This is a genomic window from uncultured Microbacterium sp. (genome assembly GCF_963521645.1).
Lineage (GTDB): Bacteria > Actinomycetota > Actinomycetes > Actinomycetales > Microbacteriaceae > Microbacterium.
The window spans coordinates 12727-33659 of record NZ_CAUQVQ010000029.1; the positions used below are offsets into that span (position 1 = coordinate 12727).

General features: G+C 68.9%; 18 protein-coding genes and 2 pseudogenes. 18 read left to right on the forward strand and 2 right to left on the reverse strand.

Features of this window, described 5'->3' with window-relative positions; genetic code table 11:
* Window positions 1-49 precede the first annotated feature (49 nt).
* From mmsA to RWO82_RS08665, 15 genes and pseudogenes are all read left to right on the forward strand, one after another.
* Window positions 50-1591 (forward strand): multiple monosaccharide ABC transporter ATP-binding protein, encoded by a 1542-nt coding sequence (gene mmsA / locus RWO82_RS08595; RefSeq protein ID WP_314425713.1) that lies wholly within the window; start codon window positions 50-52, stop codon window positions 1589-1591.
* On the forward strand, window positions 1588-2766 hold the full coding sequence (mmsB, locus tag RWO82_RS08600) for a multiple monosaccharide ABC transporter permease (protein ID WP_314425714.1): 1179 nt from the start codon (window positions 1588-1590) through the stop codon (window positions 2764-2766). The genes mmsA and mmsB overlap by 4 nt, the downstream gene beginning before the upstream one ends.
* A 37-nt stretch (window positions 2767-2803) precedes the next feature.
* Window positions 2804-3982: an ROK family transcriptional regulator gene (locus RWO82_RS08605; protein WP_314425717.1), complete on the forward strand. Its 1179-nt coding sequence runs from the start codon at window positions 2804-2806 to the stop codon at window positions 3980-3982.
* Window positions 3979-4755, forward strand: a complete 777-nt coding sequence (locus tag RWO82_RS08610) for an ATP-binding cassette domain-containing protein (protein WP_314425719.1) — start codon at window positions 3979-3981, stop codon at window positions 4753-4755. The genes RWO82_RS08605 and RWO82_RS08610 overlap by 4 nt, the downstream gene beginning before the upstream one ends.
* A gap of 121 nt (window positions 4756-4876) precedes the next feature.
* Window positions 4877-6337: pseudogene (gene cycA / locus RWO82_RS08615) on the forward strand (D-serine/D-alanine/glycine transporter).
* A gap of 76 nt (window positions 6338-6413) precedes the next feature.
* Window positions 6414-7067: a YigZ family protein gene (locus RWO82_RS08620; protein ID WP_314425720.1), complete on the forward strand. Its 654-nt coding sequence runs from the start codon at window positions 6414-6416 to the stop codon at window positions 7065-7067.
* A gap of 74 nt (window positions 7068-7141) precedes the next feature.
* Entirely contained in the window at window positions 7142-8071 is a 930-nt protein-coding gene (locus RWO82_RS08625; protein WP_314425722.1) for a DnaJ domain-containing protein, read from the forward strand.
* A gap of 57 nt (window positions 8072-8128) precedes the next feature.
* Window positions 8129-9091 (forward strand): squalene cyclase, encoded by a 963-nt coding sequence (locus RWO82_RS08630; protein ID WP_314425724.1) that lies wholly within the window; start codon window positions 8129-8131, stop codon window positions 9089-9091.
* Window positions 9092-9296: 205 nt separating this feature from the next.
* Complete coding sequence (locus tag RWO82_RS08635; protein ID WP_314425726.1) at window positions 9297-10307, forward strand: LacI family DNA-binding transcriptional regulator; 1011 nt, start codon at window positions 9297-9299, stop codon at window positions 10305-10307.
* A gap of 35 nt (window positions 10308-10342) precedes the next feature.
* A complete protein-coding gene (locus RWO82_RS08640; protein ID WP_314425728.1) occupies window positions 10343-11611 on the forward strand; it encodes an extracellular solute-binding protein in 1269 nt (422 codons plus the stop codon).
* A gap of 91 nt (window positions 11612-11702) precedes the next feature.
* Window positions 11703-12581 carry a sugar ABC transporter permease gene (locus RWO82_RS08645; protein WP_314425747.1) on the forward strand — a complete coding sequence of 293 codons (879 nt, stop codon included), beginning with the start codon at window positions 11703-11705 and terminating at the stop codon, window positions 12579-12581.
* Window positions 12582-12583: 2 nt separating this feature from the next.
* The gene (locus RWO82_RS08650) at window positions 12584-13423 is read left to right on the forward strand and encodes a carbohydrate ABC transporter permease (RefSeq protein ID WP_314425730.1); all 840 of its coding nucleotides are present in this window, start codon (window positions 12584-12586) and stop codon (window positions 13421-13423) included.
* 34 nt (window positions 13424-13457) lie between these two features.
* Window positions 13458-14441 (forward strand): glycoside hydrolase family 130 protein, encoded by a 984-nt coding sequence (locus tag RWO82_RS08655; protein ID WP_314425732.1) that lies wholly within the window; start codon window positions 13458-13460, stop codon window positions 14439-14441.
* Window positions 14442-14445: 4 nt separating this feature from the next.
* Window positions 14446-16491, forward strand: a complete 2046-nt coding sequence (locus tag RWO82_RS08660; RefSeq protein WP_314425735.1) for a hypothetical protein — start codon at window positions 14446-14448, stop codon at window positions 16489-16491.
* A 100-nt stretch (window positions 16492-16591) separates the two neighbouring features.
* Window positions 16592-17257 (forward strand): histidine phosphatase family protein, encoded by a 666-nt coding sequence (locus RWO82_RS08665; RefSeq protein WP_314425736.1) that lies wholly within the window; start codon window positions 16592-16594, stop codon window positions 17255-17257.
* Window positions 17258-17283: 26 nt separating this feature from the next.
* Here the strand turns inward: RWO82_RS08665 and RWO82_RS08670 are convergent, their stop codons facing one another.
* Window positions 17284-17847: a hypothetical protein gene (locus RWO82_RS08670; RefSeq protein WP_314425738.1), complete on the reverse strand. Its 564-nt coding sequence runs from the start codon at window positions 17845-17847 to the stop codon at window positions 17284-17286.
* Between the two features lie 92 nt (window positions 17848-17939).
* Here RWO82_RS08670 and RWO82_RS08675 point away from each other — a divergent pair, with 92 nt between their 5' ends.
* The 3 genes from RWO82_RS08675 (at window position 17940) to RWO82_RS08685 (ending at window position 20823) form a co-directional block, all read left to right on the forward strand.
* Complete coding sequence (locus tag RWO82_RS08675; protein WP_314425740.1) at window positions 17940-18362, forward strand: Fur family transcriptional regulator; 423 nt, start codon at window positions 17940-17942, stop codon at window positions 18360-18362.
* A 63-nt stretch (window positions 18363-18425) separates the two neighbouring features.
* Window positions 18426-19889, forward strand: coding sequence for a catalase (locus tag RWO82_RS08680; RefSeq protein WP_314425742.1), 1464 nt, complete (start codon window positions 18426-18428; stop codon window positions 19887-19889).
* Between the two features lie 124 nt (window positions 19890-20013).
* Window positions 20014-20823, forward strand: a complete 810-nt coding sequence (locus RWO82_RS08685) for an alpha/beta fold hydrolase (RefSeq protein WP_399540739.1) — start codon at window positions 20014-20016, stop codon at window positions 20821-20823.
* 6 nt (window positions 20824-20829) lie between these two features.
* On the opposite strand, the pseudogene RWO82_RS08690 reads toward RWO82_RS08685, so the two are convergent.
* Window positions 20830-20933, reverse strand: a pseudogene (locus tag RWO82_RS08690) (peptide-methionine (S)-S-oxide reductase); the annotation flags it as partial.

Consider the following 20933-nt stretch of genomic DNA (forward strand, 5'->3'; position numbering starts at 1 on the left):
TGCCGCCGAGCGGGCGGCACGCCCCGACTCCACGAAAGGACATCGGGTCATGACGACACCGATTCTGCAGATGCGGGAGATCGAGAAGAGCTTCCCGGGTGTCAAGGCGCTCCAGGGCGTCAGTCTCGACGTGAACCGCGGGGAGATCCTCGCGATCTGCGGCGAGAACGGCGCCGGCAAATCCACCCTGATGAAGGTGCTCTCGGGCGTCTACCCGCACGGCACCTACGAGGGCGAGATCGTCTACGAGGGCGAGGTGGCCGCCTTCGGCGCGATCAACGATTCCGAGCAGAAGGGGATCGTGATCATCCATCAGGAACTCGCGCTGATCCCCCATCTGAGCGTCGCCGAGAACATCTTCCTGGGCAACGAACGCCGAGGGCGCAACGGCCTCATCGACTGGGATCGCGCGAACGCCGAGGCATCCGCCCTCCTGGCCCAGGTGGGCCTCGACGAGAACCCGGCCACGCCGGTCATGCAGCTCGGCGTCGGCAAGCAGCAGCTCGTCGAGATCGCCAAGGCGCTGTCGAAGAACGTGCGACTGCTGATCCTCGATGAGCCGACCGCGGCGCTGAACGACACCGACTCCGCGCATCTGCTGGATCTGCTGCGTCGACTGCGCGCCGACGGCATGACGTCGATCATCATCTCGCACAAGCTCAACGAGATCGCCGCGATCGCCGACCGCACCACGATCATCCGCGACGGCAGGTCGATCGAGACGCTCGACATGAAGGATCCCGCGTCGACCCAGGAGCGGATCATCCGCGGCATGGTCGGCCGCGATCTCGCGCACCGATACCCCGAACGCGTCTCGACCCCCGGCGAGGAGGTGCTGCGCATCGAGAACTGGTCGGTGAGCCACCCGACTCAGCCGGGGCGTGTCATGGTCGAGGACGCTTCGCTCACGGTGCGCGCGGGCGAGGTCGTCGGCATCGCCGGGCTCATGGGAGCCGGACGCACGGAGCTCGCCATGAGCGTCTTCGGTCGCACGTACGGCCGCCACGCGCGCGGCAAGGTGTTCGTCCGCGGCGAGGAGGTCAACACCTCGACCACGGGCGCGGCGATCCGCGCCGGCATCGCCTATGCGACGGAGGACCGCAAGCGGTTCGGGCTGAACCTCATCGACGACATCCGGCACAACATCACGATGGCCTCGCTGCGGCTCATCAGCCCCGGAGGCTGGGTCGACGCGAACCGCGAGCTGCAGGTCGCCGAGCAGTATCGCGCCGAGATGAACATCAAGACGCCCAGCGTGCTGCAGCTCGTCGGCAACCTCTCGGGCGGCAACCAGCAGAAGGTCGTGCTGAGCAAGTGGATCCAGACCGCACCCGACGTGCTGATCCTCGACGAGCCGACCCGCGGGATCGACGTCGGCGCCAAGTACGAGATCTACACGATCATCAACCGCCTGGTCGCAGAGGGGAAGGCGGTGCTCGTGATCTCATCGGAGCTCCCCGAGCTCCTCGGCATCTGCGATCGCATCTACACCCTGGCCTTCGGCAGGATCACCGGCGAACTCCCTGCATCCGAAGCCACACAGGAGAACCTCATGCACCTCATGACCCTCGAAAGGACGGCCGCGCGATGACCGGCGTCAGCAACCTCTTCAGCCTCGCGACGCGGAACCTCCGCCAGAGCGGCATCCTCGTCGCCTTCATCGCGATCGTCGCGTTCTTCGCGATCCTGAACCCGACGTTCCTGTCGCCGGGCAACCTCACGAACATCGTGCTGCAGTACTCCTACATCCTGATCCTCGCGATCGGCATGGTGATCGTGATCATCGCGGGGCACATCGACCTCTCGGTGGGCTCGGTGGTCGCCCTCACGGGGGCGACGGCCGCGGTGATCGTGATCCGTGGACAGCAGCCCTGGTGGGTCGGAGTGCTCGCGGCGATCGCCGTGGGCCTGCTCGTCGGTGCCTGGCAGGGCTTCTGGGTGGCATACGTCGGCATCCCGGCCTTCATCGTGACGCTCGCCGGCATGCTGCTGTTCCGCGGACTCACGTTCATCGTGCTCAGCAACGTCTCGCTCTCGCCGTTCGGCGGCACCTACTACTCGATCGCGAACGGGTTCATAAACGGGCTGTTCGGCGGGTACGGGGTCGACGTGTTCACACTCGTGATCTTCGCGATCGGAGTGGTCGGATACGCGGTCTGGCAGGTGCGCGGCCGACGGTCGAAGCTCGCCCACCAGCAGTCGGTGGAGGCCCTGGGCTGGTTCGTCGCGAAGATCGCGATCATCGCCACCGTCGTGATGTGGTTCGGATACCAGCTCTCCATCAGCCGCGGCCTGCCGTTCGTGCTGATCATCCTCGCGGTGCTGATCATCGCGTACTCGGTGATCACGCAGAAGAGCGTGTTCGGCCGCCACGTCTACGCGATCGGCGGCAACCTGCACGCGGCGCTGCTCAGCGGCGTCAACGTGCGCAGGGTCAACTTCTGGATCTTCGTGAACATGGGCCTGCTCGCCGGCATCGCCGGTGTGGTGTTCTCCTCACGCACCAACGGCGCGCAGCCCGGGGCCGGGAACATGTTCGAACTCGACGCGATCGCCGCGTGCTTCATCGGCGGCGCGGCCGTCACGGGCGGTGTCGGCCGGGTCGGCGGAGCGATCGTCGGCGGACTGATCATGGCGGTCATGAGCAACGGCATGCAGCTCATGGGTCTCGATCAGGCGACCCAGCAGGTCGTCAAGGGACTCGTGCTGCTGATCGCCGTCGCCTTCGACGTGTGGAACAAGCGTCGCGCAGGTGCCAACCGTTGACCCGGAAGACGGCTCCCGCGCGCGATATGCTCCCGCTATGAGCAGATGGCCCGCGGGATCCCAGTCGGGATTGCGTGAGGCCAACACCGCGAAGATCGTCGACGCCGTCAAGCGCTTCGGCGGGCTCACCCAGGTCGAGCTCGCCGAAGCGACCAGCCTGTCCACGGCCACGGTCTCGGCCATCGTCAAGGAGCTCAGCCTCTCGGGCCTGGTCGAGACCCATCCGACCTCGCGCAGCGGACGCCGTGCGCAGCTGGTCACCATCGCCCGTCGAGCCGGACTCGTCGCGGCGGTGCAGATCGGCAGTCGCAGCATGCGGGTGCGCCTGTCGGACGTCGGGCAGGACGTGCTCGCCGACCGCGCCATGCCCCTGCCGGTGGATCACGCCGAAGACACGGTGCTCGACCGCATCGCCCTGCTCATCATCGACATGCTCGGGATGATCGCCGCGGATGCCGACGACCTGATCGGCGTGTGCATCGCGCTGCCTGCCCCGATCGATCCGGACACCGGGCTGATCGCGTACCGCGGGGTGATGCGCCGCTGGGAGACCCAGGCGGTCGCAGAGGTCGTGCGACAGCGCATCGGCTGCTCGGTGCTGGTGGAGAAGGACGCGAACCTCGCCGCCCTCGCAGAGGCGACCCTCGGCACGGCCCGCGACGTGCGCGACAGTCTGTTCGTGCACGCATCGTACGCGGCGAGCGCAGGCATCGTGCTGAACTCGCAGATCTACCGCGGCCGCTCCGGCACGGCGGGCGAGATCGGTCACGTGCAGGTCGACCCGGGCGGATCGATCTGCATCTGCGGACAGCGCGGATGCCTCGACACCGTCGCGGGAGCCGAAGCCGTCACCGCTCCGCTGCGGGCCACGTTCGGCCAGGTGACCTTCAAGGACGTGATCGCGCGGGCAGCCGGAGGCGATCCCGGTTGCGCCCGAGTCGTCGCCGACGCCGCCACGGCCCTCGGGCGCGTGGTCGCCGCGACCCACCAGGCGCTCGCGCCCGAAGTCATCACGGTCGGCGGCGAGCTCACCGACGCGGGGCCTGTGTTCTTGCTGCCGTTCGCCGCGGCGATCCGCGACAACGCGCCCCAGGGTCGCACCCCGCGCCGCGATCCCGTTCCCTCGTCCTTCGGGAAGGACGCCGTGCTCACCGGGGCGATCATCCACATCCTGCAGTCGACGGACCCCTCGCAGCTGCTCGAGGACCGCTCGTGAACGTCACGGCGGCGCAGGCCGAGCCGCTGCTCACCCTGCGCGGCGTCTCGAAGCGATTCGGGGCGGTCGAAGCCCTCACCGATGTCGACTTCACCGTGAACTCGCGTGAGGTCGTCGGCCTGATCGGCGACAACGCCGCCGGCAAGTCGACGCTCGCGAAGATCATCGCGGGGGCTCTCACTCCCACCTCGGGAGAGATCCGCATCCACGGGGAGCGCGTCGACATCCCGACCCCCGCGGAGGCGCACCGGCTGGGCGTGGCGACCGTGTTCCAGGACCTCGCAGTGTGCGAGAACCTCGACGTCACCGCGAACGTCTTCCTGGGCCGCGAGCTGAAGACCCCCAGCGGCATGCTCCGCGAAGGCGAGATGGAGCAGGCCACGCGACAGGCGCTCAGCGACCTCGCCGCCCACATCCCCTCGATCCGGTCGCCTCTGAACACGCTCTCGGGCGGGCAGCGCCAGGCGGTCGCGATCGCCCGCACGCTCATCAGCCAGCCGCGAATCGTGGTGCTCGACGAACCCACGGCCTCTCTCAGCGTCGCGCAGACCGCCGATGTGCTCACCCATATCGAACAGCTGCGCGAGCTCGGGCTCGGGGTCGTGTTCATCAGCCACAACATCGCAGACGTGCAGGCCGTGTCGGATCGGGTCGAGGTGCTCCGCCACGGCCGCAACAACGGATCGTTCTCGAGTCAGGACGCCGCGTACTCCGACCTCATCGCCGCGATCATCGGCACCTACCGCGGTCCCTCGGCCGCGCGGGAGAACTGACGTCGACCCTGCCCCGGGTTCCGGTATATCCACAGCTCCGGTTTCCGGAAGGCGCAGCCGACAAGTACGGTCGGAAAGATGCCGCAGCGGCACGCGGCACGGTACACCGGAGGGTCGATCGATGACGTCACAGGACACGAAAGGGGCCGTCGGGGTGGACGGCGCCCCGACCGGCGAGGAGCAGCACCTCAAGCGCGCGCTGAGCAACCGCCACATCCAGCTGCTCGCGATCGGCGGGGCCATCGGCACCGGGCTGTTCATGGGCAGCGGCAAGACGATCTCGGTCGCCGGGCCCTCGGTGATCTTCGTGTACATGATCATCGGCTTCATGCTGTTCTTCGTCATGAGGGCGATGGGCGAGCTGCTGCTGTCCAACCTCAAGTACAAGTCGTTCAGCGACTTCGCGAGCGATCTGCTCGGGCCCTGGGCGGGGTTCTTCACCGGGTGGACCTACTGGTTCTGCTGGGTCGTCACCGGGGTCGCCGACGTGATCGCGATCGCCGGATACACGGACGCGCTGTTCCCCGGCATCCCGCTGTAAATCCCCGGTCTGCTCGTCGTCGTCATCCTGCTCGCACTCAACCTGCCCACGGTCGCCGCCTTCGGCGAGATGGAGTTCTGGTTCGCGCTCATAAAGATCGTCGCGATCGTGGCGCTCATCGTCACGGGTCTCGTGATGATCTTCACGGGCTTCCAGCACGATGCGGGCACGGCGAGCTTCGCGAACCTGTGGAGTCACGGCGGCATGTTCCCGCACGGGTTCATGGGCTTCGTCGCCGGATTCCAGATCGCGGTGTTCGCCTTCGTCGGCGTCGAGCTCGTGGGCACCGCCGCGGCCGAGACCAAGGACCCCGAGAAGAATCTCCCGAAGGCGATCAACGCGATCCCGATCCGCATCCTGCTGTTCTACGTGGGCGCGCTCGTGATCCTCATGGCGGTCACGCCGTGGACCGAGTACGTCGCCGGCGAGAGCCCCTTCATCGCGATGTTCGCCCTCGCGGGCCTCGGCATCGCGGCCACGGTCGTCAACCTCGTCGTCCTGACCTCCGCCATGTCGAGCGCGAACTCCGGCATCTACTCGACCTCGCGCATGGTGTTCGGGCTCGCGCAGGACGGTGACGCCCCGCGTGTCTTCGGGCGGCTGTCGAAGCGCCGCGTGCCGCAGAACGCACTGTTCCTCTCGTGCATCCTGCTGCTGTCGGGCGTCGTGCTGCTGTATGCGGGCGAGGACATCGGAACCGCCTTCGACATGGTCACCACGGTCTCGGCCGTCTGCTTCATGTTCGTGTGGACGATCTTCCTCTGCAGTTACCTCGCGTACCGGCGCCGACGCCCCGAGAAGGTCGCCTCCTCGACGTTCCGCATGCCGGGCGGCATCGTCATGGTCTACGTGGTGCTGGCGTTCTTCGTGTTCATCCTCTGGGCGTTGACGACGCAGCCCGACACGCTGACCGCGCTGCTGGTGACGCCGATCTGGTTCGTGCTGCTGCTCGTTGCGTGGCTGTTCGTGCGCAGGTCGCAGAACCATCTGACCCGTCACGTCGCGCACATCGCGTACCTGCGCGACGACTCCGCGGAGTAGTCCGGGGGCGTCGGCGTTCACGGTTCGGCGCTGGGTGGTCAGGGCTGGGCGGTCAGCGCTGGGTAGTCTGAGGCGGATGACTCCGCCCCGCACCTACCCGGCCACGATCGACGCGCCCGTGGAGCATGAACTCATCATCAAGAAGTCGCGGTTCATCGCGACCGTCGAGCCGGTCACCTCGGTCGAGGACGCGGATGCCGTGATCGCACGCCTGCGCAAGCAGTGGTGGGATGCGCGGCACAACTGCAGCGCGATGGTCACCGGCCTGCTCGGCGATCAGGCCCGCTCGTCGGATGACGGTGAGCCCTCCGGCACTGCGGGGGTGCCGATGCTCGAAGTGCTGCGACGGCGCGAACTGACGGATGTCGTGGCAGTGGTGACCCGCTACTTCGGCGGCGTCAAGCTCGGCGCCGGCGGGCTCGTGCGGGCCTACTCGACCGCTGTCTCGGAAGCCCTCGATCTCGCATCGCTCGTGCACCGGCAGTCCCTGACCCAGGTGACGATCGACGTCGCGCAAGCGGATGCCGGACGCTTCGACAACCTTCTGCGCGACTGGGTGCCGCGTCACGGCGCGACACTCGGCGAGCCCCGGTACGCAGCGCTGGCGACTTTCGAGGTGTGGGTCCCTGCGCTGGAGCTCGACCGGCTCGCGGATGACATCGCAGCGGCATCCGCCGGTTCCGTGGTGCCGGTGATCGGCGTGGAGCGCGTCGTCGACGTGCCGGCCTGACCCCGGCCGACGCGCCCGGCTGATCCACAACAGCATCCGGATATCCTGGATGGCGCGATCTCGGAAGGAGAGCGATGTTCGACAGCCCGCTCTCGGCCTCCGCCTACGAGATCCTCGGCGTGGACCCGTCGGTCGACGACGTCGAACTGCGGCGTGCGTACCGGCTGCGCCTGCGCGAGACGCACCCCGACACCGGAGGCGACGCCGCCGTGTTCATCCAGGTGCAGCGCGCGTGGGAGCTCGTCGGCACCGCCGAAGGTCGCGCCGCGTACGATCGCCGCAGCGGCACGCACCCCGGCGTCCCGTCCGAGCCGGAATGGAGCGGCTGGCGTCCGCAGACCGCGACGCGCACCGACACACGGCCCCGGGCCCGGTCCTACGGGCATCCCGGAGGGTGGCGCCGCGAGCGCTACCTGTCGCTGATCCGCGAATGGGCGGGTCGGGGGGTCGACGTGCCCGACCCGTACGACCCCGCGCTCGTGCGCTCGGCGCCGCGTGACCTGCGTCGCCTGCTGGCCGACGCCCTCGCCGAAGAGGCGACCGCGCGTACCGTCAGCGCGCTCGGCATGGGCTTCACCGTGTGGCACGATGTCGCGACGGGCGCGGATCCCGACGACAAGCTCGACCACGTGGTCCTCAGCCCCTCGGGACTGTACGCCGTCATGTCGGAGGACTTCGGCGGCGTCGTCGGCTTCCGTCGCGGCGAGATCACCGGTCCGAGCCTCGGCACCCGTGCGCCTGTCACCGCCGCCCTGTCCCGCATGCGCACGGTGGCCAAGACCGCACGCGTCAAGTTCGGCGGGGTCATCGTCGTGCTTCCCGACGACGACCTCTCGCAGGCCGTGACGCCGCTCGGCAGCAGCCGCGGCGTGCCGGTCGTGGTCGTGCGCCGCAGTGCGCTCTCGATGGTGCTGCGGCAGGGAGTTCCCGGGGCCCGCGCGATCGGCGGCAACGAGCTGTTCGACATCCGCACCCGTCTGCAGCAGACCGTCACCTTCGTCTGATCCCCTTCCGCGCGATGCCTCTGGCCCCGCCGGCCGAGCGGGAGTAGCCTGCCCGACATGACTCTGTCGACGCAGACGCGGGACTGGCTGCTCGGCGGCGATCCGGCCGTGCGCTGGCAGGTGGAACGCGACCTGCTCGGCGCGCCGGACGCCGTATGGCGGCCCACCCGTGCGCGGGTCGCGTCCGAGGGCTTCGGCGCCGCGCTCCTGTCGGTGCAGGACCCGGATGGCCGGTGGGCCGGCGGTGCGCACTTCCCCGGCGGCTTCTTCGACTCGGCGGAGGCGGAGCAGCCCGGACAGCCGTGGACGGCGACCTCCTGGTCGCTGAATCAGCTGAGGGAGTGGGGAGTCGACTCCGCCGCTCTCGGCGACACCGCCGAGCGCCTCGCACGCAACTGCCGGTGGGAGTACGACGACATGCCCTTCTGGGGCGGCGAGGTCGACGTCTGCATCAATGCGTTCACGCTCGCGAACGGCGCATGGCTCGGGGCCGACGTCTCGCGACTCGTGCGCTGGTTCCCGGACCATCGACTGGCGGACGGCGGGTGGAACTGCGAGGCCGAGGAGGGTGATTCGGTGCGCTCGTCGTTCCATTCCACCCTCAACGCTCTGCGCGGGATGCTCTCCTACGAGCAGTCGACCGGCGACACGTCTCTGCGATCGACCCGACGCGCCGCAGAGGAGTATCTGCTCCGGCGGCAGCTGCTGTTCCGAGAATCGACGGGCGAGCTCGTCGGCGATTTCGTGACTCAGTTCGTCTACCCGAATAGGCACAGGTACAGCGCTCTGGCGGCACTGGACTACTTCCGCGATGCGTCTCTGACCGACGGGACCGCGCCCGACCCGCAACTCGAAGCCGCCCTCGATCTGGTGCGCGCGGCCCGGCAGGCGGACGGCACCTGGCTGCAGGGCGCGCCGCTCATCGGACGGACGTGGTTCCCCGTCGATGCCCCCGAGGGCGAACCGTCCCGGTGGCTCACGCTGATCGGCACCCGCGTGCTCGACTGGGCCGACAGCTAGTCGGGCGCCTCCACCGCCGTTCGAGTCGCGCACTTTGCAACCGGCGGGGTCCGATTTCTGCAAAGTGCGCGATTCGAAAGCCCAGTGGGGCCGTTGACGAACACCATCAAACCGGTTTACACTCGCATCACGCGCGTTCGTCAAACCGGTTAACTTGCTGCCCGCACGGATGCTCGATCGACCCGACAGTCCACGAGGAGGTGGCATGAGCCGCACGACGATCGCCGATGTCGCGCGCGAAGCCGGCGTCACCAAGGCCACGGTCTCGCACGCCCTGAGCGGCAAGCGCCCCATCTCCGACGACACGCGTGCGAAGGTCATGGCCGCGGCCGAGAAGCTGAACTGGGTGCCGAGTCAGAGCGCCCGTGCCCTGGCCACGCAGAAGGCCAATGCGATCGCCGTGGTGCTGGCTCGCGACCCCGAGGTCATCGCGAACGATTCGTTCTTCCCCGCGTTCATCGCGGGCGTCGAATCGGTGCTCGCCGAGACAGAGACGGCGCTGATCCTGCAGGTCGTCCCCGACCGCGCCGCCGAGGAGCGCGCCTACCGCTCGCTCGTGCACGGCCGTGCCGACGGCGCCCTGCTGCTCGACCTGCGCACCGACGACTGGCGAGTACCGCTGCTCGAAGAGCTCGGCCTCCCCTCTGTGCTCGTCGGGGCCTATGAGCAGCCGACGCGGTTCTCGTGCGTGCGCACCGACGACGCGACGCCCGTGCGCGAGCTCATCGCCCACCTGCGCGCCGAGGGTCACGAGCGCATCGCGCACGTCTCGGGTCCGCTCGACTACGTGCACTCACGGGTGCGGGCCGACGCATACATCGACGCCGTGGGCGGAGACGCCCTGCTGCGCGAAGGCGATTTCACCGCTGCGAGCGGTCGCGAGCGCACCGCCGAGCTGCTCGCCCTGCCCGATCGTCCGACGGCCGTCCTCTACTCCAACGACACCATGGCCATCGCCGGGCTGTCGTTCGCGAGGTCGAACGGTCTGCGCATCCCCCATGACCTGGCGATCGCCGGATTCGACGACGACCACCTCTCCGCCCACCTCTCCCCCGCACTCACGAGCGTCTCGTCGGGCCCGGCCGCGCGAGGGCGCGCAGCCGCCCGCCTGCTCCAGGCCGACCTGCTCGGCGCGGAGCCGCGCACCGAGGTCGTGGACTGCAACGTCGTGCACTTCCGGGAGAGCACGGGCACGACCGAGAGCATCGCCCGCTAGACGATCACCCGAACCATCGCGTCAAGGAGGACACCATGAACAAGAAGATCCGCGCAGCAGCGCTGCTGGGAGCCGTCGCGCTCGTCGCCACCGGATGCTCGTCCGGCGGCGGAGGCGGCGACGCCTCGGCCGACGGCACCGGCCCCATCGACATCTGGCTCTCGAACAACGAGCAGGAGGTCGCCTGGGGCACCGCGGTCGTCGACGCCTGGAACGCCGAGCACCCCGACGAGAAGGTCAACGCGCAGGAGATCCCGGCCGGCTCGTCATCCGAAGAGGCGATCACCGCCGCGATCACCGCCGGCACCGCGCCCTGCCTCGTCTACAACGTGGCCCCGGCCGCGGTCTCGGGCTGGGTCAAGCAGGGCGGTCTCGTCGACCTCAGCACCATGGAGGGCGGCAGCGACTACATCACCGAGCGCGGTGGCGAGGTCGACTCGTATGCGACCGACGGCAGCTTCTACCAGCTGCCGTGGAAGTCGAACCCGGTCATGGTCATGTACAACAAGGCGCTGTTCCAGGCCGCGGGCATCGACCCCGAAGACCCGCAGATGAACACCTACGACGCGTTCCTCGACGGCTCGCGCGCGATCGTCGGCTCGGGCGTGCAGAGCGCGATCTGGCCGGCGCCCACGAGCGAGTTCTACCAGCCGTGGTTCGACTTCTACCCGCTCTACCTCGCCGAGACCGACGGCACCATGCTCGTCGAAGACGGCACGGCCACGATCGACTCGGATGCCGGCCGCACGGTCGCCGAGTTCTGGAAGACCTTCTACGACGAGAAGCTCTCGCCGAACGAGGCCTCGACCGACGATGCGATGTCGGCGGGCACCACCGCGATGCAGCTCGCCGGCCCGTGGGCGATCCCCTCGTACGCCGATACCGTCGACGTCGGCTTCATGCCCGTACCCACGAGCGACGGCCGCGAGAACCCGACGACGTTCGCCGACTCGAAGAGCGTCTCGATGTTCACCGCGTGCGAGAACCAGGGCACCGCATGGGAGTTCCTGAAGTTCTCGACGAGTGTCGACAGCGACGGTCAGCTGCTCGAGGCCACGGGACAGATGCCGATGCGCACCGACCTCACCCAGACCTACGCCGACTACTTCGACGCGAACCCGAACTACGTCGCGTTCGCCGAGCAGGCCGAGGCCACGGCCGATGTGCCCAGCATCCCCAACTCGGTCGAGGCGTGGCAGGCGTTCCGCGACGAGTACTCCGCGGCCGTGATCTTCGGCAAGGAGTCGATCGACGACTTCCTGACGACCGCCGCCACGAAGATCGACGACCTCGTCGCCGAGTGACGTCGTGACGCTCCGAGACGACGCGGTCGCGGATGTGGCCGGGGGCACGACCGCCCCGGCCACGCCGCCACCCCGGTCACAGAGGGGCCGGCTGCGCACCCGCATCCTGGGCGCGCAGCCGATCGGCGGCCTGTTCGCTCTGCCCTATCTGGTGTTCGTGCTGGCGATCTTCGCGTTCCCGCTGGGGTTCGCGGTCTACATCGCGTTCCACGACTACTTCTTCACGGCCCCCAACGTCGAGGTCGACCGCCCGTTCGTGGGCTTCGACAACTTCGTCACCGTGCTCACCGACCCGCGGGTGCTCGGCTCGTTCCGCAACACCCTGATCTTCCTCGTCATCAACGTGCCGCTCACCGCCGTGCTCTCGCTCGTGCTCGCGGCGGCGCTGAACACCGGCATCCGCTGGGTCTCCGCCTATCGCGTCGCGTTCTACGTGCCGTATCTGACGGCCAGCGTCTCGCTGGTCGGCGTGTGGATGCTGCTCTTCTCGGGCAACGGCCTGATCAACACGATCCTCGGGCCGCTCGCCCCTGACCCCTCGTGGCTGGTGAACAGCGGCCTCGCGATGCCGATGATCGCGCTCTACGTCACGTGGAAGCAGCTGGGCTTCTACATCCTGCTCTATCTCGCGGCCCTGCAGAACGTGCCGAAAGAGCTGTACGAATCGGCGGAGACCGACGGTGCCGGCGCCTTCTCGCGCTTCTGGAACGTCACGGTCCCGGGAGTGCGCAGCGCGACCACTCTCGTGCTGATCCTGTCGATCATCACCGGAGCGAACCTCTTCACCGAGCCGTACCTGCTCACGAACGGCGGCGGCCCCGACGGCGCCTCCTCGACCCCGGTGCTGCTCATCTATCAGCTGGGCATCCAGCAGCAGAACCCCGACACCGCGGCCGCGATCGGCATGATCCTCGTGGTCCTCGTGGGGATGCTGTCGCTCGCCGCCAACCGCGCCACCAGGGAGCGATGACCATGAGACGCACGCGTTCACTCCCCCGCATCCTGAGCCTCATCCTGCTCACGATCGCGGCCATCGGATTCGCCTTCCCGTTCTACTTCATGCTGGTCGGCGCCTTCCAGGAGAACCCGACGAACTCCCCGAACGAGCTCTTCCCGACGAGCGGGTGGACTGTCGACAACTTCCTCGCGATCGACTCGCGCATCGACCTGGTCGGCTCGCTGCTCAACTCGCTGATCTTCACGGCGGGGGTGCTGCTGGGAACCGTCGTGTTCGGACTGCTTGCCGGCTACGCGATCGCGCGACTCGACTTCCGGGGTCGCGGTGTCATCTGGGTGCTCATGCTGCTCGTGCAGATGGTGCCCTTCCAGCTGCTGATGATCCCGCTGTACGTGCAGATCACCCGCAACTACGGGCTCGGCGACTCGTACCTGGGCATGATCCTGCCGTTCCTCATCAACACGACGGCGGTGTTCATCTTCGTGCAGTTCTTCAAGGCGCTGCCCGTCGAGATCTTCGAGGCCGCGCGCATCGACGGCGCCGGCGAGATCCGTCTGCTGACCTCGGTCGCGATCCCGCTGATCAAGCCCGTGCTCGTGACGGTCGTGCTCGTGACCTTCATCGGCCCGTGGAACGAGTTCCTCTGGCCCTTCCTCATCACGAAGGACGCGTCGTTGCAGCCACTCGCCGTGTCGCTCGCGAACTACATCTCGAACGTGGCGCAGTCCACGGCGAACCCGAACGGCGCGATCCTCGCCGGAGCGACCGCTCTGGCCTTCCCCGTCGTGATCCTCTTCATCGTCTTCCAGCGCTTCTTCCGGGCCACCGACCTCGGTGCGGCCGTCAAGGGCTGATCCGCCCCCACCCCAGTCCCCCAGAAAGGACCCCATGTTCACCGGAGCATCCTTCCCCCTCGGCCCGTTCACCCCCTACGAGGGCAACCCGATCCTGCGCCCCAAGGGCGACAGCTGGGAGTCGGCGAACCTCTACAACCCCGCGGCTCTCGTCGACGGCGACGAGGTCGTGCTGCTCTACCGGGCGCACGCCGACGACATCGTGTCGCACATCGGCATCGCCCGCTCGAGCGACGGCGTGAACTTCACACGCGAGGACGCACCGATCCTGTCCCCCTCGGAGGACTACGAGCGATTCGGGTGCGAGGATCCGCGCATCGCGCTGATCGACGGCACGTACTACCTCACCTACACCGGCTGGGATCGGCGCAGCGCGCAGTTGTGCCTCGCGACCTCGACCGACCTGCGCACCTGGACCAAGCACGGCCCGCTGTTCGACGACTTCGACACGTTCAAGACCATGGACCCCCGCGGCTTCAACTGGTCGAAGGCCGGAGTCATCGTGCCGCAGAAGATGCACGGCAAGTGGTGGATGTACTTCGGCGAGGGCGGCATCTACTGGGCCACCAGCGACGACCTCATCCACTGGACGCCCGGCACGGCCGACACCGACCCGATGTACTCGCCGACGCCGGGAACCTGGGACGAGGCACTGGTCGAGATCGGCACCTCACCGGTCGTGACCGACAACGGTCTGCTCGTGATGCTCACGAACGGGGCCACCCGCACGGTCAACGACGACGGCTCGGTCGACGTCGACTACCGCTGCGGCCAGATCGCGATCGACCCCGACGAGCCCACGAAGGTGCTCGCGCGGCTGCAGGAGCCGTGGCTGCGCCCGCAGACCTTCGAGGACATGCACGGGCTCGTGTCGAACGTCACGTTCGTGGAGGGCCTCGTGAAGTTCCACGGCAAGTGGTTCGCCTACTACGGACAGTCCGACACGACTCTCGCCGTCGCGATCCACGACCCCGCCCAGCCGTGGGGCCGGGCGCTGCGGGACGCCAGCGAGGAGTGATGACATGCCCCTCTCGCGCCGCACGTTCCTGACCGCCGCCGCCGCGACCTCCGCGCTCGCGCTGCTCCCCCTCGACGCGGGCGGGGCGCACGCCTCGGCATCCGCCGTCGGCCTGCCTCTCGGGTCTGTGCAGGCGGGTGGCGGTTCCGGCGCCCGGCTGACGAACCTCGCACACCTGCGCTTCCTGCTCGCCGAGGTGCCCGTGGCGGCCTCGGCGGCTCACACGACGTTCGGGATCGAGACGTCGCCGCGCGTGCTCGCCCCGTGGACCTACGCCGACACCGACGGCGCCGGCGGGTTCCGCCCGGTGGGCGGAGGCACGCGAGACGCGGCGACAGGGCACTGGACGCAGGGTGCGTACAACGCGGATGACATCGCCCGGGCCGCTGTCGTGTTCCTGCGCGCCTGGCGGGCGACCGGCGACACGCAGGTGCGCGATGAAGCGCGCGACGTGCTGCGCTCACTCGCGTTCCTGCAGACGATCAGCGGACCCGACGCCGGCCGCGTGGTGCTGTGGCAGCAAGAGGACGGCACGCTGAACCCCAGCGCGATCCCGGTCGAACTGCCCGACCCGTCGGACTCCGCCGAGTCGTACTGGCTCGCACGCACGGTGTGGGCATTCGGCGAGGGGTACGCGGCCTTCCGGCGAGAGCACCCCGACTTCGCGGCGTTCCTGTTGGCCCGGCTGCACCTGGCCCTCGACGCGCTCGGCCGCGAGTCGCTGTCGCGCGCCGGACAGTGGGTGCGCAGCGACGGACGCGACCTCCCCGCGTGGCTGATCGCCGGCGGAGCGGATGCCACGGCCGAGGCCATGCTCGGACTCGCCGCCGCGACCGAAGCCGGAGACTCCCGAAGCCGACAGGCCCTGCAGACGTACGGCGAAGGCGTGGCGGCGATGGCCACCGATCCCGCGCAGGGCTGGCCCTTCGGGGCCGTGCTGCCGTGGACCGGCTCGCTCGGATTCTGGCATGCCTGGGGTGCAGCGGCGCCCGAGGCGCTGGCTCGCGCCGGTGCACTGCTGCGTCGTCGCGACTGGACCGCGGCGGCCGTGGCGGATGCCGGGACCTTCACCCCGCAGGTGCTCGCTTCGGGCGGACCGCACAACGCCTGGGCGCCCCTGCCCGCGGAGGCGCAGATCGCGTACGGCGCACACGGGCGCGTGGCTGCTGCCGTGGCCGCGGCTGCGGTGGGCGGCGAAGGTCTGCGTGTGCTCGCAGGGCTCGCCGCCGGGTGGTTCTTCGGTGCGAACACCGCCGGCATCCCGGTCTACGACCCCGCGACCGGGGTGACGTTCGACGGCGTCGAGACCGATGGTCGCGTGAACCGCAACTCCGGTGCCGAGTCGACGATCCACGGTCTGCTGACGATGCTGCTGCTGGACGCGAACCGTGACATCGCGCGCATCGCGACGTCGATCGCCGGGCTGTCGTCGTTCTCGGGGCTGCGGGTGATCGATGCCGAGAGCGCGAGGCTGTCGCCGGGCTGCACTGTTGTGCGCCCCGAGGGCGGCGCCTGGACCGGCGAGGGCAACCTCTCGGGCGGCGCGTACGTGCGCGTTCCCGCCGGCGAATCCGTCGAGTTCGACGTGACCGAGGTCGACGGCATCCTTCACGGCCTCGTCTGGCGGCAGGCGGCGGATGCCGGAGAGGCCGTGTGGGAGGTGTTCCGCGGTCGCACGCGTCTGTGGAGCACCCGGACCCCTGCGGGTGGTGCCGGCGATCGCGGACTCACCGAGGCCGACGGGATGCTGGTGCCCCAGCTGCTCGGCGGCGACCTGCCCGCCGAGCCCGTGACCGTGCGGTGCACGAGCACCGGCGACGTGCGGCTCGATGCTCTCGTGATCCAGCGCGCGGTGTCCACGGCCGTCTATGCCACGGCATCCGGTTCCGCAGTGCTCTACGCGAACGGGACTCGACGGGATCAGCGGGTCGCTGCGCTCGCCCCCGGCTCCGGCCGGGCCTACGAGGCAGACGGTTCGCAGCGTGGCCAGGCCGTCGGCGGCGGCAAGGTGCGCGTGCGCCGCGGCGGGTTCACGATCACCCGGCCCTGACGACCTCCTCCTCCTGCTTCGAATCGCGCACTTTGCAACTTCGGTGGCCCGATTTCTGCAAGGTGCGCGATTCGAAAGCCCGCAGGGATACGGTTGCGGTGTGCCTGCGCTCCCCGAACACGACCCCCTGCCCGACCGTCCTGCGCCCGACAACCCGCAGGGGAAGCTCGTGCTGCTGAGGCACGGCGAGACCGAGTGGTCGCGAGAAGGCCGGCACACGGGGCTCACGGACATTCCGCTCACGACGCGCGGTGAAGACCTCGCCCGCGGTGCCGGTCGGCTGGTCGAGGACTACGACTTCTCGCTCGTGCTGTGCTCGCCGCTCGAGCGTGCCCGGCGCACGGCCGAGCTCGCGGGCCTGCACGCCGAGGTCGATCCGCTGCTCGTCGAATGGGACTACGGCGGGTACGAGGGTCGCACGACCACGGACATCCGCGCCGAGCTCGGGTACGACTGGAGCGCGTTCACGCACGGGGTCATCCGCGGGGAGACGCCCGGCGAGACCGTCGAGGAGGTCGCAGCCCGCGCGTCACGCGTGATCACCCGCGTGCTGCCCGTGCTGGCGGAGGGCGATGTCGCGCTCGTCGCGCACGGGCACTTCCTGCGCATCCTCACCGCGGTGTACCTGCGGCTGGCGCCCCGCTTCGGGGCACAGATCTCGCTCGACGCCGGATCGGTGTCGGTGCTCAGCTTCTATCGCGAGCAGCCCGCGATTCTGTCCTGGAACTACGGGCTCGAGCTTCCGCTGGCACCCTCCGAATCCTGAGCCTTTCGCCCGAGCGGCCCCGCGCCTCAGCCCATGCGGAGCAGTGACACCGCGTAGATCGTGGGCGCCCCGTCGTGGTCGAGGTGGATCCGCATGCCGGTGTCGGTCGTCACGACGTCGAAGGCGATGGTCGAGTTCGCGCAGCTGATCGGAGCGCTCGCCCCGTCGACCTCCGGCTCGTCGGTCAGCCCGCCCGCGGTGAGGGTGATGGTGCCGTCACCGCGGCACGCCAGCTGTCCCTGGTACGAGCCTGGTTCGATGGACCGGAGGTCGGTCCGGTGGTGCGCTGAGGTGCTCGCGCTCATCCACCCCGAGAATCCGCTGGCATAGGCGTCGTCCTCGGCTCCCGGCACGGCGTCCTTCGCCCAGTCGGCGATCTCGTCCGGCGGTATCGGGAGCTGGGCCTCCTCGGCACTCGCGCTCGGATTCGAGGTCGGAGTGGCCGACGGCGACGGAGTCGCCGAGGCGGAGGGCGACGGTGATCCGCTGCCCTCTCCGCCGGCATCCGCGCTTCCGCCTGTGCATCCGACGAGCAGCATCGCCGCCGTCGCGAGGATCACGGCCGCAGGGGTCTTCCGTGTCGTCTCCATGCCCCCACGCTACGGAGGTCTTCGCCCGATGCAACCTCCACGGCCGACACGCCGATCTTTTGAACAACTCAAAAGACGGGTACTCTGGAGGCATGGATACCGACTTCGACTCCGCGCTTCGCGATGCGGGACTGCGGGCCACCGCGGGCCGCGTGGCGGTGCTGGAGGCGATGGAATCCATGCCCCATACGGATGCGGAGCGGGTCTACCGCGCCGTGTCCGCAGTGCTTCCGACCACGTCGATCCAGTCGGTGCACAACATCCTCGCGGACCTGACGACGGCGGGGCTGCTCCGCCGGATCGAACCGGCAGGATCCGCATCGCTCTATGAGCGGCGCATCAACGACAACCACCACCACATCGTGTGCACCCAGTGCGGTGCGATCGATGATGTGGACTGCGTGGTCGGCGAAGCGCCGTGCCTCACCCCGTCTTCGGCGGGGGGATTCACCGTCCAGACAGCCGAAGTGACCTTCTGGGGCCTCTGCCCCAGTTGCCAGAACGCCGCTCAGTAGCATCCGCCGCGAATTCCGGACCCCCGGGATGATCGGCGTGCCTGCGCGCAGAAGGAGAAGAACATGACCGACCCATCGACCACACCCGCGACCACGACGCAGACGGGCACTCCCGTCGCCAGCGACGCCCACTCGCTCACCGTCGGCGCCGACGGCCCCACGGTCCTGCACGACCGTTACCTCGTCGAGAAGCTGGCCTCGTTCAACCGCGAGCGCGTGCCGGAGCGCAACCCGCACGCCAAGGGCGGCGGAGCGTTCGGAACCTTCACCGTGACCGAGGACGTCTCGGCGTACACGCGGGCCGCGGCCTTCCAGCCGGGCGCCGTCAGCGAGACGCTGCTGCGCTTCTCGTCGGTCGCCGGCGAGCAGGGCTCTCCCGACACCTGGCGCGACGTGCGCGGCTTCTCGCTGCGCTTCTACACGACCGACGGCAACCTCGACATCGTCGGCAACAACACCCCCACCTTCTTCATCCGCGACGCGATGAAGTTCCCCGACTTCATCCACTCGCAGAAGCGTCTGGGCGACTCCGGGCTGCGCGATTCCGACATGCAGTGGGACTTCTGGACCCTCTCCCCCGAGTCGGCCCACCAGGTCACGTACCTCATGGGAGACCGCGGTCTGCCGCGCAGCTGGCGCCACATGAACGGCTACGGCTCGCACACGTACCAGTGGGTCAACGCCGCCGGCGAGCGCTTCTGGGTGCAGTACCACTTCCTGTCGAAGCAGGGTGTGGAGCGCATGGACGCCGACGAGGCCGAGAAGCTCGCGGGCTCGGATGCCGACTACTACCGCCGCGACCTGTTCGACGCCATCGCGCGCGGTGAGGCCCCCTCGTGGGACGTCTACGTGCAGATCATGTCGTACGAAGAGGGCAAGACCTACCGGTTCAACCCGTTCGACCTCACCAAGACGTGGTCGAAGAAGGACTACCCGCGCATCAAGGTCGGCACGTTCACGCTCGACCGCAACCCGCAGAACTTCTTCGCCGAGATCGAGCAGGCCGCCTTCTCGCCCGGCAACCAGGTTCCCGGCACGGGCATCTCGCCCGACAAGATGCTGATGGCCCGCGTCTTCGCGTACCCCGACGCCCAGCGTCACCGCGTCGGCACGAACTACAACCAGCTGCCCGTGAACCAGCCGCATGCGGCCGAGGTGCGCAACTACATGCACCAGGGCAACATGCAGTACCACTTCAACCCGGCCGAGCACCGCGTCTACACGCCGAACTCGTACGGCCCCGCCGGTGGACCGACGGCCGACCCCGCGGCCGGCGTCGAGGCGAGTTGGGAGTCGGACGGCGAGCTGATCCGCGCCGCGGCGACCCTGCGCGCCGATGACGACGACTTCGGTCAGGCCGGAACCCTGTACCGCGAGGTGTTCGACGACGAGGCGCGCGCCCGTTTCCTCGACACCCTGACCGGTCAGGGCCGCAGCATCACGATCGATGCGATCCGCGAGCGCTTCTTCCAGTACTGGACGAACGTCGACGCAGGTCTGGGTGAGGCGCTGCGCGCTCGCTTCTGAGCCGCATCCGCCACCACTCCGGGGGCCGACACGCCAGATGACGTACCGCTTCTGCGGATCCGTTCGACATCTGGCGTGTCGGCCCCCGGTCTGTGGGGCGCGGGGGCTGCGGCGTGGGTGGACAATGGATGCCGTGGCTGTTCCTCTCTCCGACCTGACCGGCATGCCCGTTCCGCAGCAGGTGCACGCGTCCGACGGCACCCGGCTCGCGACGTACACCTGGGGCGACATCGACGCACCGGTCGTGGTGATCGTGCACGGCTTCGCCTCGAGCGCACGCGACACCTGGGTGCTCACCGGATGGGTGCGCGAACTGACGAAGGCCGGGTACCGGGTGCTCGCGCTCGATCAACGCGGTCACGGCCTCAGCGAGAAGCCGCATCAGCCGGACGCCTACGGCATCCGCACCCTGGCGACCGATGTCGAGACGGTCATGGACACCTACCTCGTCGACGAGGCCTTCTACGTCGGCTATTCGCTCGGCGCGCGGGTCGGGTGGGAGGTGGTGCGCGACCTCCCGCACCGCATCGGACGCGCGGTGCTCGGCGGGGTGCCCGACGGCATCCCTCTCGCCCGGCTCGATCTCGAACAGGTGCGGAGGTACCTGGCCGACGGCACGCCCGTCTCGGATCCGACGACCCAGAACTACATCACGCTGACCGAGCGCGTGCCGGGCAACGACCTCGGCGCGCTCGTGGCGCTGGCCGAGGGGCTGCGTTCGTCGCGGACGATCGACCCGGATCCGTCGAACGCCCCTGCGGCGCCCATCCTGTTCGCGACGGGTTCGAAGGACGGGATCATCGAGGGTTCACGCGCGCTGTCTGCTGCGGCCCCGCAGGGGCGGTTCTTCGAGATCCCGGACCGCAATCATTTCAACGCTCCGGGATCCCGTGCCTTCAAGGAAGCCGCGCTGGCGTTCCTCTCCGAAGGCTGACCGCGGTCAGACCGCCGCGCTCTGCTCGCGCTTCGGCAGCACCCATCCCGCGCGGGGGAAGTGGCAGGTGTAGCCGTTCGGGTACTTGATCAGGTAGTCCTGATGCTCCT

Bases quoted from the DNA above. Each gene is read 5' to 3' on its own strand.
- RWO82_RS08635 (WP_314425726.1), top strand. From the start codon at position 9,297: ATGAGCCGCACGACGATCGCCGATGTCGCGCGCGAAGCCGGCGTCACC.
- RWO82_RS08625 (WP_314425722.1), top strand. From the start codon at position 7,142: ATGTTCGACAGCCCGCTCTCGGCCTCCGCCTACGAGATCCTCGGCGTG.
- RWO82_RS08685 (WP_399540739.1), top strand. From the start codon at position 20,014: ATGGATGCCGTGGCTGTTCCTCTCTCCGACCTGACCGGCATGCCCGTT.
- mmsB (WP_314425714.1), top strand. From the start codon at position 1,588: ATGACCGGCGTCAGCAACCTCTTCAGCCTCGCGACGCGGAACCTCCGC.
- mmsA (WP_314425713.1), top strand. From the start codon at position 50: ATGACGACACCGATTCTGCAGATGCGGGAGATCGAGAAGAGCTTCCCG.
- RWO82_RS08680 (WP_314425742.1), top strand. From the start codon at position 18,426: ATGACCGACCCATCGACCACACCCGCGACCACGACGCAGACGGGCACT.
- RWO82_RS08675 (WP_314425740.1), top strand. From the start codon at position 17,940: ATGGATACCGACTTCGACTCCGCGCTTCGCGATGCGGGACTGCGGGCC.
- RWO82_RS08670 (WP_314425738.1), bottom strand. From the start codon at position 17,847: ATGGAGACGACACGGAAGACCCCTGCGGCCGTGATCCTCGCGACGGCG.
- RWO82_RS08655 (WP_314425732.1), top strand. From the start codon at position 13,458: ATGTTCACCGGAGCATCCTTCCCCCTCGGCCCGTTCACCCCCTACGAG.
- RWO82_RS08620 (WP_314425720.1), top strand. From the start codon at position 6,414: ATGACTCCGCCCCGCACCTACCCGGCCACGATCGACGCGCCCGTGGAG.
- RWO82_RS08630 (WP_314425724.1), top strand. From the start codon at position 8,129: ATGACTCTGTCGACGCAGACGCGGGACTGGCTGCTCGGCGGCGATCCG.
- RWO82_RS08605 (WP_314425717.1), top strand. From the start codon at position 2,804: ATGAGCAGATGGCCCGCGGGATCCCAGTCGGGATTGCGTGAGGCCAAC.
- RWO82_RS08660 (WP_314425735.1), top strand. From the start codon at position 14,446: ATGCCCCTCTCGCGCCGCACGTTCCTGACCGCCGCCGCCGCGACCTCC.
- RWO82_RS08650 (WP_314425730.1), top strand. From the start codon at position 12,584: ATGAGACGCACGCGTTCACTCCCCCGCATCCTGAGCCTCATCCTGCTC.
- RWO82_RS08640 (WP_314425728.1), top strand. From the start codon at position 10,343: ATGAACAAGAAGATCCGCGCAGCAGCGCTGCTGGGAGCCGTCGCGCTC.